Genomic DNA, 15,762 nt, shown 5'->3' on the forward strand with positions numbered 1-15,762 from the left:
CGGTACATTCTCTTAGCAGTCATGGGGATGACCTCCTATTTGCTGGTCTATTGAAAGAAAAAACCAGTTTCGGGGCATCCCCTGTTTTTTTGTAGTATCCATTCGCCAGTGTATAGCCAACTGGGCTAGGCAAACGAATGGCCCGTTGGGCCGGAAGATGTTGAGCCGGAAACCGTTGGATGCGATTGAACATGGTTTACCGTTCGGGCCGAAGGCCCAGCCATTTACCTAGCCCAGGGCAACGCCCTGGGGACAGGGATCAAATCCAATCAATAGGGCCAACGGCCCGACCGTTTGTGTGCGAATCACGAACACGTCCAACGTAACCGACCGTGTTCGCGTCTGATCAATTTCAAACGTATTTCTCGTCGGTGGCAACACCATGACGTTCGCACATCAATCGGTACTTGTCCTCAGATGAACATTTTTCGTGGTTCTTCTCCTGGCGTGGGCAAGGAGAATGAATGGGCTGCCGGTCCGCGAGAGAGATGTCTTGCCGCATTGACCTCAGCCGTGATGTCGGGCTGAATAACTCACGCCGTTGACACAGCCGGGTTTCGGCCGACCCCTGAGGGGTCTTCCAACAAATTCGCCCACACATTCTTTTCCAACAACGTGGCACTGCCCGTCAGGGTACAAAACGCCACGTCAGCCGCGTCGCGACCGACACCGATCCGTACCAATCCGAGCGTCGACGCCAACCGCGTCGGATCGAACAGGTACCACTGTCCATCCAGGAACGCTTCCATGAAGCCGTGGTAGTCCGGCGGTTGCAGGTCGACGGCGTAACCAGAAACGTAGCGGGCGGGAATTCCGACTCCGCGACAAAGACTGATCGCCAGATGCGCGTAGTCGCGACAAACGCCAGTTCGCTGCAACAACACGTCACTGGCCGTCGTCGTGGACGTGGTGCTGCCGGGCGTGTATTCGAGGTGATCAAACACCCAGTCGCAAATGGCTTGAGCGCGTGAATGGCCCGGCTTCAGACTTCCGAACTCTTCATACGCGAACCTCGCCAGCACGTCACTTTCACAATAGCGACTTGGGTTCATGTAAGTCAGCACTTCGGGTGGCATCTGTGCTGGCTGAGATTCCCCCACTTCACGCGGTCGGTCGATGTCCGGCGTCAAATCAGCGGTCGCCTCGTATGAGATCGACAATTGGCACGGCTCGACGACGACGCGATGCAGTCGGTTGCCATCCGGTCCGATCTGACACTGCTCGACGTTGAGCGGCGGATCGAACGTCATGCGTTCGTTATTGACCATTTGGTGCTGAGTCCAAGCCGCTGCGATTTTGAGCAGGAAGATCGTGGGCTGCTTCACGTCGTAAGTCAGCGTACTACCGATTTGAATTTGTGTCATTGGAATGGATGAAGGAGTGGGGAAGCCCATTGCATGGGCAGGGAGTTCAGCGAATTGGAAAGAGCCTGAGTCCAATGCTGGATCACTTCGGCAAGGTCTGCTTCGGTGTAGCGATGGAAACGAGGCGTGGCGTCTTGATTGCCCAGCACGGCGATGTCAACGGGATAGTCGACGTCCGTCACGCTCGTCCGTGTTGCGTCGAAGGCCAATAAAGCCAATGCGATCGCCGACGACAACGGTGTTTGGCTGGTCAGTAGCCGATCAAGAATCGGTTTGCCGTAATAGGTTCGACCGATGATGAAGTAGGGCGAATCGAATGCGACTTCGACCCAATTCCCTTCGGGGTAAATGTAAAACAGTTGAGGCGTTTGATCAGCAATCAGCCGACCGCCGATGATCGCGTGCAAGTTGAAGGCATGACCGGTCGACGCCAGCGATGGACCATCTTCGTCTTTTACCCGTCGCAACTGGCTGCCAAACAAATTGGCGAATTGGTACAGCCTATCGCGTACGACATCTTCGCCGCGAAGTGTTTCGTCGACGTAAGTCAACGTCTTATCGCGGACCGACCGTAAGCCGCTGGTCATGGTGAACAAGGCAGACCCCGCGAGTTGGAACTCGGCTAACTTCTGCTTGTTGACCTGTTCACTGCCACGAACGATCCGCGTGTCGGCCAGCGCGACGATTCCTTCGTTGACTTTGATTCCGACGCAGAACGTCATGCTTAGATTCGCTTCGCAAGATAAATGATTGCCAGGATGACCAGGATCGTACCGAGAATTCCGCCGCCGATATACATCGCATTGCCGTGGGTGAGAGTGAGAAAGGGTCTTTTATCTCAAACGATGCAACTCTCGCGCCAAACGGTCCATCATTTGCGTCTTTGGAGAGACCTCAGGTTCCATTCGTTCCACTCCGAGGCGATTTCAATGTCCACTATCCTGCTCATCATCTTGATCCTCTTGCTGCTGGGCGTTGTTCCCGCATGGCCGCACAGCCGCAATTGGGGCTATGGACCCAGCGGCGGACTCGGCTTGGTCGTTTTGATTCTAATTGTGTTGTTACTGTTAGGCCGAATTTAGTTGAACACGCCAAGTTCGTTTAACCGTTAGCCGCAGACGCACGTCTGTTCCCATGCGCGTACGCCTGCGGCTAACGGTTAAACAATGAGGCGTACTTCTCATTGTCTCGGTCAAATCTCCTCGCAAAAGAAATCACATGAACTCGAAACCACGTATCGCCATTTACTTAATGACCTCCTTTCTGGCGGCAGCATTCGTCCTGCAGACCGGATGTGATCGCAAAGAAACCGTCATCGACATCGAAGGCCCAGACGGCGGTGGGGTCTCGGTTGAACGAGACGTCGATGATGGCGGCATCACGGTCGACGTCGACCGCTAGTCGACCACGCTGGTCGTCGATCGATCAATCGGCGAGATCGAACTGGCCTGGCTGGGTAACCCGACACTAGTTTTGAAGTTGCGTTTTCGATTTAGGGGCGAAGCCCTGTTCGTTTGCCTAGCCCAGCCCAAGGGGCTGGGATTTGAAAAACAACAGAAATGGTAGGGCCAACGGCCCGGCAGTTTGATCGCGGCAAATGGATGAGAGCACAAATGGCGGGACCTTCGGCCCTGATGGATAAACACGCCGATTACCCAGCCCGTTGGGCTGGGCTAGGCAAATGACTGGGCCTTCGGCCCGGAAGTGAAACAAAACGCAATTTCAAGTCGTTCTCGAGGCACTCGTTCAATGAGCGACCAAGGCGATTGAAAACGGCACGAGAGGTGCATTTGGTGTGCCCATCAATTCCGCGATGAAACACTTTACCATCCCAGGCGACTTTCTGTGAAACGCAACCGACCAGACTCGTCATCATTTGCCGCCCCATCAGGGATCGCAGTCGTGTTTTACACGCTGGCGACCGTCCTGATGGTGCTGGCTCTGCTGTATTTCGCCAAGCCTGTATTGGTGCCGATCGCCCTGAGCACAATGTTGGCGTTTGTGCTTTCGCCGCTGTCGATGACGTTGGAGCGTTGGAGCATCAAAGGTTACCGCATTGGTCGCGTCGGATCGGTGCTCGTCGCGACCGGGATTGCCTTTGGGTTGATTGCGTTGGCAACTTGGGCGCTGGTGTCTCAGGTCCAAAGCTTGGCGGCGGACCTTCCCAATCACAAGACAGAAATCAAATCGAAGATCGCTTCGCTGCGTGTGAGTGAAGACTCAACGTTCTCTCGCTTGACAGCCATGTTTCAAGAATTGTTTCCCGAGGAAGGTGTCAAAGCCGAACCGGCGCGAGAAAACCTAGATAAGGAACTCGACGACAAATTTGCCGATGGATCGAACACCGACCAGGACGAGTTAGCCGACGACGCACCATCAACGATCGTCGTCGCCGCTGCCGAGGACGGACGCATCGCGGCAGCGTCGGACATCCTGCTGCCCATAGTCGAACCAATGGCGACCGCGGCACTGATCATCGTGCTGGTGATGTTCTTGATGATCTGTCGTGAGGACGTTCGCTACCGACTGATTTCGCTGATCGGCGACAAGGCACTGACCGGCACAACTCGGCTAATGGTCGACACCGCCGATCGCGTCAGCAAATTCTTGCTCTATCTGTTTGTCGTCAACGCCGGTTTCGGACTCTGGTTCGGCATTGGGCTTTATCTGCTGGGCGTGCCCTACGCACCGCTGTGGGGATTCCTGACGTTGTGCTTTCGATTCATCCCGTTCTTGGGCAGCCCCGCCTCGGTGCTCTTTCCACTGCTGATCAGCATCGCGACGTCCAGCGGTTGGTCGCAGCCGATTAATGTCTTGATCTTCTTCGCCGCTTCCGAGTTGATCACGGCCAACATCATTGAACCGATCGTGTTCGGTAAAACGACCGGACTGACGCCGATCGCACTCTTGATCGCGGCGCTCTTCTGGGCTTGGATTTGGGGACCGATCGGGTTGCTGCTGTCCACGCCGCTGACCGTGTGCCTCGTCGTGCTGGGCCAGCACTTGCCCAACCTGCGGTTCTTAAAGGTGTTGCTCGCCGAGCAACCAACTTTAGACGCACGACTGCAGTATTTCCAGCGGCTATTGGCTAACGATGCCAAGGGAGCCACGTCGGTGGTTGAGGCTTATCGAAAAGAGAATGGTGATGAAAAGGCGTTTGAGGAAGTGTTGGTTCCGGCATTGCAATGGACGCGGCGAGAGCGTTCGGATGGAAACATCAGCGCCGAAGAAGAGAGATTCATTTGGCAAGCCACGCGGGCGGAGGTTGACAACGCAAAGGAAGCCGCGGACGTCGAGACGCCAGCCGATGATCGGTATTGCGTGCTTGGATATCCCGTCCACCACGAGTCTGAACAGATCGTGCTGTCGATGTTGAAGCACTTGCACAACGCAACGTGCGACACCAACTGCTTTACAACAAAACAGCTTCCTTCTCGTGTCCTGGAACAAGTTGAGACGCAGCAGCCGGATGTCGTGTTGCTCGCGGTGATGCCGCCGGGTGGTTTGCCGCAGTTGAAATTCATGTGCGAGGAGACTCGGCGTCGATCACCAAGCTCCCACATCGTGGTCGTCTACTTGGGCGAGATCGCGGACTACGACGAGCTGTTGGTGGAATTGCGAGGCGACGGAGCCAGCTATCTGACCACTTCGCTAGGCCAAGCCATTCATCAAATCGAGATGCTTCGTCAAGACGCGATGGAAAAACCGGACACACCGGCAATCGAATCGCAGGACGGTGCTGATATGCTCGAGGGGGCGACACATGCAAGCTAGCACGACACCACTTGAAAAGCTGGGTCTGGATTGGACCCGTTGGATCGCGCCGGCTGGATTGGCGATCGCACTCGTCGCTCTCTTGCTGACCGGATTGGCCACCTATCGCAACGTACGCGAATTCGCTGAGTCGGCGGAATGGGTTGTTCATACTCAAGAAGTGCTAGCGTCTCTTGAAGCTCTCTCGTCCGATCTAGCCGATGCTGAATCGGCCGCCCGAGCGTTCTACTTGACGAGTGAAGATCGCTATTTGACTGAATACCAAACCGCGATCGCCGCGGCGCGAGAGCACGAGGCGGCCCTGCTGGATCAGACCAAAGACAACGCGGTTCAGCATTCACGAATGAGAAAACTGTCAGAGCTGATCGACCCTAAAATCGCGTCGATGTCAAGTTACGCATCCCTGGATTCGATCTCAGCGCAAGACGACTTCTGGCGTTCGGAATCGTTAAGGAACGATTCATCGCAGATGCGTGCAATCCGCGACAATGTGCGAACATTGCGTGACGCTGAACGATCGCTGTTGGCCGAGCGAACGGAGAACTATCGGAGCATGCTGTGGCAAACTCGCTGGACCGTGATTGCGACGACTCTATTTGCCACGGCTCTGGTCGCTGGCACGTACCTGTTGCTACGCCGTCACTGGCGATTGAGTGAGTTGTCGAAGACTTCGGAACGGCGACACCATCGCGAGAAAGACGAGCTGGCGCGGTACAACCAGCGACTGCTCGAATCGACCGGCGAAGGCATCTACGGCATCGACTCCAACGGTCGCTGCACGTTTATCAACCGTGCCGGTGCGTTGTTGTTGGGCGGCAAGCCGGAGGATTTTCAAGACCAGGACATGCATGCGGTCGTCCACTATGCCAAGCCCGATGGAACCGCTTACGACGTGCAGGAATGTCCGATCTACCGCTCGATGCGTACCGGAGATGGTTGCCGCGTCGATGAGGAAGTGTTCTGGCGACTCGACGGCACGGCAGTACCGGTTGAGTACTCGTCATTCCCGCTGCGTGGAACGGGCGAAGATGCGGAACGGATCGAAGGTGCCGTCGTGACGTTCGCCGGCATATCGGCTCGATTGCGATCGCAGAAAGAGCTCCGCGATGCGAAAGAACTTGCCGAGGCCGCCAACGAATCGAAGTCGCAATTCTTGGCCAATATGAGTCATGAACTCCGCACGCCGCTGAACGCCGTCATCATGTACAGCGAATTGCTGGCCGAGGAAGCCGAGGACCATAACGTGCCCAGCTTCATCCCCGACCTCAAGCGGATTCGCTTCGCCGGTAAACACTTGTTGGAACTGGTCAACGGCGTCCTGGACCTTTCCAAAGTCGAAGCAGGCAAGATGGAAGTCTACGCCGAAAAATTCTCGGTTCCCAAGATGATCGAGGAGGTCATTGCCACCGTGGAACCACTCGTCGAGAAGAATCGCAACGAGATTCATTTTGAAATCCATGATGGAGTCGACGAAATTCAGGGTGACGTGACCAAGCTTCGCCAAGTGCTCTACAACCTGCTCGCTAACGCCAGCAAGTTCACCGAAGATGGCAAGATCACGGTCCGCGTCGGGCAAGACGTGGATCAGCATCAATTGATCATCGACGTCGAAGACACCGGCATCGGGATGACGGCAGAGCAAGTCGAGCGGCTGTTCCAGCCGTTCATGCAAGCGGACGCATCGACGACACGAAAGTATGGCGGCACGGGACTGGGACTCGCGATCATCAAACGTTTCACGGACTTGATGAACGGCAACGTCAGTGTCGCGAGTGTGGAGGGCGAGGGCACCACGTTCACGGTCACGGTGCCCACAAAGCTGGACAGCACCCCGCGAGCGGCTCCGCAGATGGAGGACATGACGCCAACCGCCGACATAGCGGTCATCGGCAATGAGGGAGCCAGCATGGTGCTGGTGATCGACGACGACCCGGCGGTCCGCGACATCCTGACTCGCGTTTTGATCAACGAAGGTATCCGCCCGATCACGGCCATAGATGGTGAAGACGGACTAATCAAGGCACGTGAGCATCGGCCTGACCTGATCATCTTGGATGTGAACATGCCTAAGGTCGATGGATGGTCCGTGCTCAGCACACTGAAGGCGGATGACGAACTATCCGACATTCCGGTCGTGATGCAATCAGTTCAAGACGACCGCGATCTTGGTTTTATGCTCGGCGCGTCCGAGTATTTGGTCAAACCTGTCAACCGGGATCGACTGCTTTCCATGTTGCAAAAATATGTCCTCGATGGAGAAGGCACCGTCTTGATTGTCGACGACGACGAACCCACGCGACGAGCGATTGAGCGGACGCTCAGTGTGCAAAGCTGGAAAGTCACGCAAGCAATTCACGGTGCCGACGCGTTGGACCGAATGCAGGAAGAAATCCCGTCGGTGATCCTGTTGGACCTGATGATGCCGACAATGGATGGTTTTGAGTTTCTGGACATCCTCAAAGGCAATCCCTTGTGGCAGAATGTACCGGTGGTCGTGATGACCGCCAAAGAATTGACCAACGACGATCGCGAGCGACTCGCCGGTGGCGTTGAAAAAGTGCTCACCAAAAGTGGCCTCAACCGTCATCGCTTCCTCGACGAAGTTCGGCGAATCGTCCAAAGTGTCGCAAAACCTACACCCACCACTTAAATCAACCTAATTTGACACCACCATGCCACGAATCTTGATCGTTGACGATAACGAAGATAACCGCGACGTCCTCGCTCGACGCTTGCAACGCCGTGGCTTCGATGTCACGGTCGCGGTCGGCGGCCGCGAAGGTGTCGCTCAAGCGGAAACCGATGAACCCGACATCGTGCTGATGGACATGAACATGCCGATTCTTGACGGATGGGAAGCAACCCGTCAAATCCGCACCGCGGGCAACTCAGTCCCCGTCATCGCGTTGACTGCCCACGCGATGAACGGAGATCGCGAGCGCGCGATCGAAGCGGGCTGCACCGAATACCACACCAAGCCTGTCGAACTCGACGAGCTGCTCGTCCTAATCGAAAAGTTGCTCAGCTAAGCATCGCGTGAACAACGGGTGACGACTTTGGTAGTGGATCAGGCAACGAGTCCCGAGCCGACGGATTCGTTGCCTCATCCATCGCTTCAAACGTTGATCGCACGATGTTGAACTCCTTCACAAAAGCGTCTTGGCCGATCATCGCTCAGGTTGCATCCTTTCAGACCACGACTGACGTAGTGGACAAGGGCCACGAGTCCTGCCGCAAGGGACTCGTGGCCTCGTCCACTACCAACGTCTCCACTTGTTCTTAACGCGATGCTTTGCGCCCAGAAGCTCGCCGCTGACTCGGTGGATAGGACAATCCAACGCAATGTCGCGGGCCGTGGCACGCTTGTTGCTCCCCCCTGTTCTGCGTGACGTCACCCGTTTTACTCGACCACAATTTGGCGAGCCGAACACAGAAATGTTTTGGTCCAACGTTCCGCCGCTGCGAATCTTCACATGGGCCAAGTCGGCGTCGCACACTTTACTCAACCCTTTCACGACAGAGAGAAACATGACAACTGCCAACAAGCCCCAGTTCCAACGCAACATTCTGAGTAGTGTCAAGACCGAAAAGGTCACCGATCTGCTTCAGCACAACTTGACCAACCTGATCGACCTCGCGCTGTTGCTCAAGCAAGCCCACTGGAACGTTTTCGGGTCCAATTTCCGCAGCGTGCATGTGCATCTCGACGAGATCATCGCGACCGTCCGCGATGCGAGCGACGAAGTTGCCGAGCGAATCGCGACGTTGGGAATGGCCGCCGACGGACGATCGCGGACGGTTGCCGATGCGACGGAACTGGGTACGTATCCTGACGGGTTCGTTGATGTTGCCAGCACGGTCACGCACGTCGCCGATGCCATGAAATCTGCCATCGACGGCTTGCGCAACGCGATCGACAAGCTCGGTGATCTCGACCCCATCAGCGAAGACATGCTGATTGGCATCTCAGCCCCGCTCGAGAAGCATCTGTGGATGGTGCAGGCTCAAGAGGAATAGTGAAGCAAATGAACCTCGTGCTGTGTCCACTACCATCAACCGTCACCTCTCCAATACCAAAGACCTAAACGCAATGTCTATCGCAACGATCAATCCAGCCACTAACGAAACCGTCCGTCTATTCGAGCCACTACATAAGGACGACATCCGCGAAGCGATCAGTTCTGCAGACGACGCCTACCAGCAGTGGAAGACAACGACCTTTCAGGAACGAAAAGGTTGCCTCAACAAGTTCGCTGAGTTGCTCCGTGCGGATGAGAACAAATTTGCTCGCTTGATCACGCTCGAAATGGGCAAGCGATTCTCAGAGAGCCAATACGAGATTGAGTACTGCGCCACGATCGCGGAGTTTTACGCTTCGGGTGCCGAGAACTTTCTCGCCGATCAGCCTTTCGACGTCGACGGTGCCGAAGCTTACATACGCCACGAACCGATTGGTGTGGTGTTGGGCGTCATGCCATGGAACTTCCCGTTCTACCAAGTCGTTCGCTTCGCAGCCCCCAATATCATGGCTGGCAACACGGTGCTAATGAAGCACGCCGGCAACGTACCACAGTGCGCGGTGGCGATCGAAACTCTGTTCGCCGACTGCGGACTTCCCACCGGTGTTTACACCAACTTATTCATTCCTACAGAGTTCGTCGAAACGATCATCGCGGATGACAGGGTGCGAGGTGTTTCGCTGACCGGTAGCGAGCCTGCCGGAGCTGCTGTTGCCGCGATCGCGGGGAAGCATCTGAAGCGGAGCGTTTTGGAACTTGGCGGCAATGATCCCTTCATTGTCCTGGAGGATGCTGATATGGAGCTTGCCATCCAGCAGGCGGTGAAGGGGCGAATGGTCAATGCAGGTCAGTCCTGCGTCGCATCCAAACGATTCATCGTTGTCGAAGAGATCGCAAACGACTTCATTGCCGGAATCACGGAACAAATGGCCGCACTGCAACTCGGCGATCCGATGGATGCGGACACAACGCTCGGGCCGCTGTCATCCGAAAAAGCCGCAGAAGCGGTTCGGAAACAAGTTCAATCCGCGATCGACGCGGGCGCAACCGTCGTCCTTGGCGGCGATCGTCCACCGCGAGAAGGCGCGTTTTTCAATCCAACAATCTTGACCGACGTGACATCCGACATGACGACTTTCGATCAAGAGATTTTTGGTCCAGTGGCGACCGTGTACGTCGTCAAAGACGAACCGGAAGCCATCCAACTTGCCAATCATTCCTCGTACGGACTGGGTGGCTGTGTCTTCACGCGAGATACCCAGCGTGGTCGCCGCGTTGCTGAACAAATCGAGACAGGCATGATGTTTGTCAACCAGCCCACTAAGTCTCAGGCCGAGCTACCGTTCGGCGGTATTAAAAACTCTGGTTACGGCCGCGAGTTATCTCATTTAGGAATTCTAGAATTCGTGAACAAGAAACTCATTCATCTTGGCAATTGAAGCCACCGTTTTGCATATCAATTCACCACAACAACAAAAAGCAAAAAATGAATCCTCACGCACCCAACCTTTTATCCGAACTCCATTGGGACGGATTGACCGCCAAGAATCGCATCGCAATGTCACCGATGACACGCGGACGCGCTGGCGAAACAATGACCGCCAACGAGTTGATGGCCCAGTACTACGCGCAGCGTGCCTCGGCTGGCATTCTCATCACCGAAGGCACCTTCATTTCGCAAGAGGCCGTGGGCTGGGTCAATGCCCCTGGCATCTGGACAGAGCAGCAAGGTCAAGCGTGGACGCAAGTCGTTGAAGCCGTTCACCAACGCCCAGGCACCGCCTTTTTCATGCAGCTTTGGCACACCGGTCGCGCGTCGCACAGTGACTTTCATTCAGGATCGGCGCCGGTGGCACCGTCGGCAATCCGACATGAAGGCGACAAGATTCTCACGCCATCAGGCGAGAAGAAGTCGCGCGAAACACCGCGAGCCTTGACGACCGAAGAGATTCCGCGTCTGGTCGAAGAATACCGATCGGCTGCCGCACGTGCTCAAGCCGCAGGCTTCGACGGTATCGAAATTCACGCGGGCAATGGCTATTTATTGGACGAGTTCTTGCAATCGAAGACGAACCATCGAACTGACCAGTATGGTGGCAGTGTGGAAAATCGCTTTCGCCTGTTGCGGGAGGTCATCGAGGCCTGTCAATCGGTTTATGACATTTCGCGTATCGGTGTTCGCATCTCGCCCAACGGGGCCTTCAATGACATGGGCTCGCCCGACTTCCGCGAAACCTTCCTCTACGTGGCTGGGGAACTGAATCAATACAACCTCGCTTGGTTGGACGTTCTGGATGGGCTCGCGTTTGGATTCCATGAACTCGGCGAACCGATCACTTTGACCGATATTCGCAAAGTCTATCAAGGTCGCTTGATGGCAAATTGTGGATATGACCGAGATCAAGCAGAGAACGCGATCGCCAACGAGTTGGCCGACTTTGTCGCATTCGGTCGACCGTTCATCAGCAATCCCGACTTGGTCGAAAGATTTGCGAACGACTGGCCGCTAAACGAAGCGGCGTCCAAGGAAGTTTGGTATTCGCCTGGCGCCGAGGGCTACACCGATTTCTCAACCTATCAACCGAGTGACGTCAGTTTGGCGTAAACGTATTTCATTCCACATATCAGGAGGGCGGCGGGGAGTGCCTCGAGAACGACTCAAAGTTGCTCGGAAAAATGGTAACCCGACGCGTAAGCGAGGGACTCCACTTCGATCCTTCGCTAACGCGTCGGGTTACCAATCAAGGGCAATTCGTTCTCGCGGCAATATTTCTTGTCGCAGTGGACGAGGCAACGAGTCCCAACCTGAAGGACTCGTCGCCTCGTCCACTACCTTTGCCCGGTAAATCTGTTCCTACCGCTCGCCTTACAGCCACTCTTTCAAAAGCAAAACTCGCATGACATCTTCTGCCTCACAAGCAACTCAGTCAAAAGAAATTGTTTTGGCGTCTCGACCCGATGAGATGCCGAAGCCCGAAAATTTCAGAAGCTCCACCGCGACACTCACGCCGATCAATGACGGAGAGTTTTTGGTGAAGAACCAATGGATGTCGGTGGATCCCTACATGAGGGGCCGGATGAAAGACGGTGACAGCTACGTCAAGCCCTTTCAGATCGACGAGCCGTTGGAAGGCGGTTGCGTTGGTGAGGTGGTGGAGTCGCAGAACAGCAAGTTCAACGTCGGTGATATCGTACTGGGCAATTTTGGGTGGCGAGAATACTGGAAATCCAATGGGCACGGCACGACGATCGTCGATGCCAAACGAGTGCCGCCTCAAACCTACCTTGGCGTCCTTGGAATGACGGGGATGACCGCATGGGTCGGTCTGAATGTGATTGCAAAATTGCAATCGGGCAGCACCGTGTTTGTTTCTGCCGCTTCGGGTGCGGTTGGTTCGATCGTCGTCCAGCTAGCAAAGGCGAAAGGGTGTCGAGTGATCGGATCGGCCGGTCATTCGGACAAGATCGCATGGCTTGAAGCCAATACGAAAATTGACGCTGTTATCAACTACAAAGAGACGGATGACTTGTTGCGTGCTTTGTCGAGTGCGGCACCTGATGGGATTGACGTGTACTTTGACAACGTCGGTGGCGATCACCTGGAAGCGGCGTTGGCGGCCATGAATGACTTTGGGTGCTGTGTCGAGTGCGGTATGATTTCAACTTACAACGCGAGCGAACCACCCGCGGCACCGCGAAACCTAGCCAACGTCATTGGCAAGCGGATCCGCATGCAAGGGTTTATCGTCCGGGATCACATGGACTCGCGAGACGAATTCATCGGCGACATGATACCGCTGATCGATTCGAAGCAAGTTGTGTGGGAAGAATCTGTCGTTGATGGGATCGAAAACGCACCTGACGCATTTATCGGTCTCTTCAAAGGACACAACCTGGGCAAACAACTCGTCCGCATCGCTTAGCATCGCAGGGGCTTAAGGCGCTGACTTCAACATGAGCCGGTGATTCCACATCGCCCACTCGGATTGTTGTGGATGTGAACGCTTAAAGTTGAAGGTGGTTTTCCAAGCGATGCTTGAGCCAGGCATCGCGTTTACAAAAAGTGAAGCCTTTTTTAGTGGATGAGGCCCGTGCTGAAGGACACGTGGCCTCGTCCACTACGTCAGATATTGATCCCGCGATGCTAAAGCTCGTCGAGGGCAATCATTGACTTTAAAAAAATGGAGCCACTCGATGCCGGACGACTCGGTCGCAGTTGAATTTTTAGGTGGGCCACTGGATGGAATGATGGAACCAGTTACCGGCGCTCCGGCGGAGTGGATTTCCTGCGTCATCGAGGTAGGAGTCGTCGCTCGCAAGTTGAGCTTTTGGCGTCGTCTATGGCGTGATGTTTTGGGTAGAAAGGAATGTGCAATAACGCCGATTCGGGCGGCGATCTATCGACGTGACCGACGGCGAGGCAACCGCATCTCTTACTTTCACCACAGCTACGCAGTTTTTGACTCCGCAAAACTAAACACGCTCGAAACGTCCTACGATCGCCGTGATATTGTCCCGTCCGCCCGCATCGTTCGCCTCGACCAACAACCGCTTCACCGAAGCGGCGGCATCGGGTGACGAATTCAACACCGTTGCGATTGCTTCATCGCTGATCATCCCATGCAGACCATCGCTGCACAGCAGTACCTGATCGCTTGGCCGTAGTCGGTAACGCACGACCTCGGGGCGAACTGCGTGATCTCCGCCACCAACGCAATTCCAAAGAACGTGACTGAACGGAGACGTCGCAGCCTCTTCTTGCGTCATGATTTTTTCGTCAACCATTTTTTGAGCAACCGTGTGGTCCGTCGTGATTTGCTTCAGCTCACCATCGCGTGATACATAACAACGACTATCGCCGGCGTGAATCACGTACATTCTCGGCCACACGATATAAGCGAGTGTTACCGTAGTCCCCATTGGGTTCGATCCGGATTCCAACTGACTCCACAGCGCCTTCTGGGCCGAACTCAGACTACGAGAAAGCTCGTCCGTGAAGTCCTCTTCGTTCTGAGCAGAGAGCTTCAGAAACCAGTACATCATATCGAGCACGTAGCGGGCACATACCTGTACCGCAGTACTGCTGGCGATCTCCCCATTGCAATGCCCGCCCATTCCGTCGGCAACGACGAGAAGGTGCCCTGGCTCTGAACCGTACAACGCATCACAGCTTTCCAGCGGAACGTCGGTCGAGAGAACCGAGAGCTGCCGTTTTAATTCCGCGATCATATAATGATCTTGATTCTGGGAACGCTTCCGACCGATTTCGGAAGCTCCACCAAAATCGACTTGGACCACTGCAGAGATCTCATCGCGGTCGAGTCGCGGTATGGGAATCGTCGTGTCACTCATACGGCGTCAAATCCGAACAAAGGCCTTGTAACTTCACGCTGCAATTCGACCGCGCCGAATTTGAAGAGCCAATAAAATCACCGCCCCGATGATAGAACCAATCCAACCGCTCGACTGGATCAGGGAGCCACCGACGATGAAGAATCCGATCAGCCCCCCAATAAATGACCCAGCGACTCCCAAAAGCATCGTACGGAAGAATCCCAACGGCTGAGTGCCCGGCATGAGAGCACGGGCGATCAAGCCGACAACGAATCCGAAAACTATCCAACCAATCAACCAAAACATGGTGTCCATCCTCTTTCAAGTTGGCGAGATAACTAGCGGGCCCATCGGTCTGGGAGATAGTCGTACAAAGACACACGCGATGGCTCTTGACGTGATCTGTAGTATGCAACCGTTCCGAGAATGCCAAGCGCCAGTCCGGCGACGAAAACGACTCCCGACGTCGTCATGGGGTGCTCATCGGCTTCGTATCGGGCGCGCTCATATGCCGAGTGAATCGGCTCGGTCACGTTTTCTGCGATCGCCGAAAAACGTTCGGTGAAACCGCCCTCGGGTGCAAACTCCATAACGACGGATTTAATTTCGTCGAGTGACGTATCGGTGAACTCTTTTAGGAAACTGACCATGGAATCGACTTTGCATGGCAAGTCTTTCAATTCGCCTTCGCTGATGTGGGGCCAACGCTTTTGGACCGCGTTACAAACGCGTGCCCAAGACTCGCTAGTCCAGGTTTCGGTCGAAGTTTCTTTTACGGTATGAGCCGCTTGAGACATTTCAGTCCTCCTTGGAAGGTTTACAATCAACGATCGCCGCTCAAAAGAATTCTTGAGCGGCGGTGATCTTAAACATCGGCTTACGCAATCCGCGTACCGAAACTCTAATGTTTTACCGGTAGCAAAAGGCGTCAGCGGTTCCCGATGGCCGTCGCTTTCTTCGTACCCCACAACTCCGCTGTTTTTGTTTCGGGCCGAAGGCCGAGCCGTTTACCTAGTGTCGCGAGAACGAATTGCCCTGGCTTGGTAGCCCGTCGCGGTAGTTTTAATGTTGCGATTTTTGATTAAGGGGTGAAGCCTGTTCATTTGCCTAGCCTATTCCATCGGGGCTGGGGTTCGGAAAACAACGGAATTGGTAGGGACAACGGCCCGACAGTTTGAATGCTCCAAATCGACGCGAACAAAAATGGTCGGACCTACGGCCCTTGCGAACAAACACAACGCTTTCCCAGCCCGTTGGGCTGGGCTAGGTAA

14 protein-coding genes are annotated in these 15,762 nt (G+C 55.1%); 9 read left to right on the forward strand and 5 right to left on the reverse strand.

Annotation, left to right across the window (positions count from 1 at the left end; genetic code table 11):
• Nucleotides 1-533: 533 nt before the first annotated feature.
• Together Pla100_RS25540 and Pla100_RS25545 are read right to left on the reverse strand one after the other, a co-directional pair.
• The gene (locus tag Pla100_RS25540; protein WP_146581398.1) at nucleotides 534-1,364 is read right to left on the reverse strand and encodes a transglutaminase-like domain-containing protein; all 831 of its coding nucleotides are present in this window, start codon (nucleotides 1,362-1,364) and stop codon (nucleotides 534-536) included.
• Nucleotides 1,361-2,086: an Ntn hydrolase family protein gene (locus Pla100_RS25545; protein WP_146581400.1), complete on the reverse strand. Its 726-nt coding sequence runs from the start codon at nucleotides 2,084-2,086 to the stop codon at nucleotides 1,361-1,363. Before Pla100_RS25545 ends, Pla100_RS25540 begins: the two co-directional genes overlap by 4 nt.
• A 207-nt stretch (nucleotides 2,087-2,293) precedes the next feature.
• Here Pla100_RS25545 and Pla100_RS25550 point away from each other — a divergent pair, with 207 nt between their 5' ends.
• From Pla100_RS25550 to Pla100_RS25590, 9 genes are all read left to right on the forward strand, one after another.
• Nucleotides 2,294-2,446, forward strand: a complete 153-nt coding sequence (locus Pla100_RS25550) for a DUF3309 family protein (RefSeq protein WP_197168227.1) — start codon at nucleotides 2,294-2,296, stop codon at nucleotides 2,444-2,446.
• A 136-nt stretch (nucleotides 2,447-2,582) separates the two neighbouring features.
• Nucleotides 2,583-2,765: a hypothetical protein gene (locus tag Pla100_RS25555; protein WP_146581401.1), complete on the forward strand. Its 183-nt coding sequence runs from the start codon at nucleotides 2,583-2,585 to the stop codon at nucleotides 2,763-2,765.
• A 501-nt stretch (nucleotides 2,766-3,266) separates the two neighbouring features.
• On the forward strand, nucleotides 3,267-5,138 hold the full coding sequence (locus Pla100_RS25560; RefSeq protein WP_146581402.1) for an AI-2E family transporter: 1,872 nt from the start codon (nucleotides 3,267-3,269) through the stop codon (nucleotides 5,136-5,138).
• The gene (locus Pla100_RS25565; RefSeq protein ID WP_146581403.1) at nucleotides 5,128-7,788 is read left to right on the forward strand and encodes a response regulator; all 2,661 of its coding nucleotides are present in this window, start codon (nucleotides 5,128-5,130) and stop codon (nucleotides 7,786-7,788) included. Before Pla100_RS25560 ends, Pla100_RS25565 begins: the two co-directional genes overlap by 11 nt.
• Nucleotides 7,789-7,810: 22 nt before the next feature.
• A complete protein-coding gene (locus Pla100_RS25570) occupies nucleotides 7,811-8,167 on the forward strand; it encodes a response regulator (protein ID WP_146581404.1) in 357 nt (118 codons plus the stop codon).
• A 499-nt stretch (nucleotides 8,168-8,666) separates the two neighbouring features.
• A complete protein-coding gene (gene dps, locus Pla100_RS25575) occupies nucleotides 8,667-9,155 on the forward strand; it encodes a DNA starvation/stationary phase protection protein Dps (RefSeq protein WP_146581405.1) in 489 nt (162 codons plus the stop codon).
• A 73-nt stretch (nucleotides 9,156-9,228) separates the two neighbouring features.
• Nucleotides 9,229-10,596, forward strand: a complete 1,368-nt coding sequence (locus Pla100_RS25580; protein WP_146581406.1) for an NAD-dependent succinate-semialdehyde dehydrogenase — start codon at nucleotides 9,229-9,231, stop codon at nucleotides 10,594-10,596.
• 47 nt (nucleotides 10,597-10,643) lie between these two features.
• Nucleotides 10,644-11,762, forward strand: coding sequence for an alkene reductase (locus Pla100_RS25585; protein ID WP_146581407.1), 1,119 nt, complete (start codon nucleotides 10,644-10,646; stop codon nucleotides 11,760-11,762).
• 292 nt (nucleotides 11,763-12,054) lie between these two features.
• Nucleotides 12,055-13,080, forward strand: a complete 1,026-nt coding sequence (locus Pla100_RS25590; RefSeq protein ID WP_146581408.1) for an NADP-dependent oxidoreductase — start codon at nucleotides 12,055-12,057, stop codon at nucleotides 13,078-13,080.
• A gap of 550 nt (nucleotides 13,081-13,630) precedes the next feature.
• Here Pla100_RS25590 and Pla100_RS25595 read toward each other — a convergent pair.
• The 3 genes from Pla100_RS25595 to Pla100_RS25605 are packed head-to-tail and all read right to left on the reverse strand — an operon-like array spanning nucleotide 13,631 to nucleotide 15,288.
• Nucleotides 13,631-14,509 (reverse strand): PP2C family protein-serine/threonine phosphatase, encoded by an 879-nt coding sequence (locus Pla100_RS25595; RefSeq protein WP_146581410.1) that lies wholly within the window; start codon nucleotides 14,507-14,509, stop codon nucleotides 13,631-13,633.
• Nucleotides 14,510-14,542: 33 nt separating this feature from the next.
• On the reverse strand, nucleotides 14,543-14,806 hold the full coding sequence (locus Pla100_RS25600) for a GlsB/YeaQ/YmgE family stress response membrane protein (protein WP_231603584.1): 264 nt from the start codon (nucleotides 14,804-14,806) through the stop codon (nucleotides 14,543-14,545).
• Between the two features lie 23 nt (nucleotides 14,807-14,829).
• The gene (locus tag Pla100_RS25605; protein ID WP_146581412.1) at nucleotides 14,830-15,288 is read right to left on the reverse strand and encodes a hypothetical protein; all 459 of its coding nucleotides are present in this window, start codon (nucleotides 15,286-15,288) and stop codon (nucleotides 14,830-14,832) included.
• Nucleotides 15,289-15,762: the final 474 nt, after the last annotated feature.

The sequence above is a fragment of the Neorhodopirellula pilleata genome (assembly GCF_007859915.1).
In the GTDB taxonomy this organism is placed as follows: domain Bacteria; phylum Planctomycetota; class Planctomycetia; order Pirellulales; family Pirellulaceae; genus Rhodopirellula; species Rhodopirellula pilleata.

Excerpts from the sequence above, each read along its gene's own strand:
- Pla100_RS25540 (WP_146581398.1), bottom strand. The coding sequence starts at position 1,364 with ATGACACAAATTCAAATCGGTAGTACGCTGACTTACGACGTGAAGCAG.
- Pla100_RS25545 (WP_146581400.1), bottom strand. The coding sequence starts at position 2,086 with ATGACGTTCTGCGTCGGAATCAAAGTCAACGAAGGAATCGTCGCGCTG.
- Pla100_RS25550 (WP_197168227.1), top strand. The coding sequence starts at position 2,294 with ATGTCCACTATCCTGCTCATCATCTTGATCCTCTTGCTGCTGGGCGTT.
- Pla100_RS25555 (WP_146581401.1), top strand. The coding sequence starts at position 2,583 with ATGAACTCGAAACCACGTATCGCCATTTACTTAATGACCTCCTTTCTG.
- Pla100_RS25565 (WP_146581403.1), top strand. The coding sequence starts at position 5,128 with ATGCAAGCTAGCACGACACCACTTGAAAAGCTGGGTCTGGATTGGACC.
- Pla100_RS25570 (WP_146581404.1), top strand. The coding sequence starts at position 7,811 with ATGCCACGAATCTTGATCGTTGACGATAACGAAGATAACCGCGACGTC.
- dps (WP_146581405.1), top strand. The coding sequence starts at position 8,667 with ATGACAACTGCCAACAAGCCCCAGTTCCAACGCAACATTCTGAGTAGT.
- Pla100_RS25580 (WP_146581406.1), top strand. The coding sequence starts at position 9,229 with ATGTCTATCGCAACGATCAATCCAGCCACTAACGAAACCGTCCGTCTA.
- Pla100_RS25585 (WP_146581407.1), top strand. The coding sequence starts at position 10,644 with ATGAATCCTCACGCACCCAACCTTTTATCCGAACTCCATTGGGACGGA.
- Pla100_RS25590 (WP_146581408.1), top strand. The coding sequence starts at position 12,055 with ATGACATCTTCTGCCTCACAAGCAACTCAGTCAAAAGAAATTGTTTTG.
- Pla100_RS25595 (WP_146581410.1), bottom strand. The coding sequence starts at position 14,509 with ATGAGTGACACGACGATTCCCATACCGCGACTCGACCGCGATGAGATC.
- Pla100_RS25600 (WP_231603584.1), bottom strand. The coding sequence starts at position 14,806 with ATGGACACCATGTTTTGGTTGATTGGTTGGATAGTTTTCGGATTCGTT.
- Pla100_RS25605 (WP_146581412.1), bottom strand. The coding sequence starts at position 15,288 with ATGTCTCAAGCGGCTCATACCGTAAAAGAAACTTCGACCGAAACCTGG.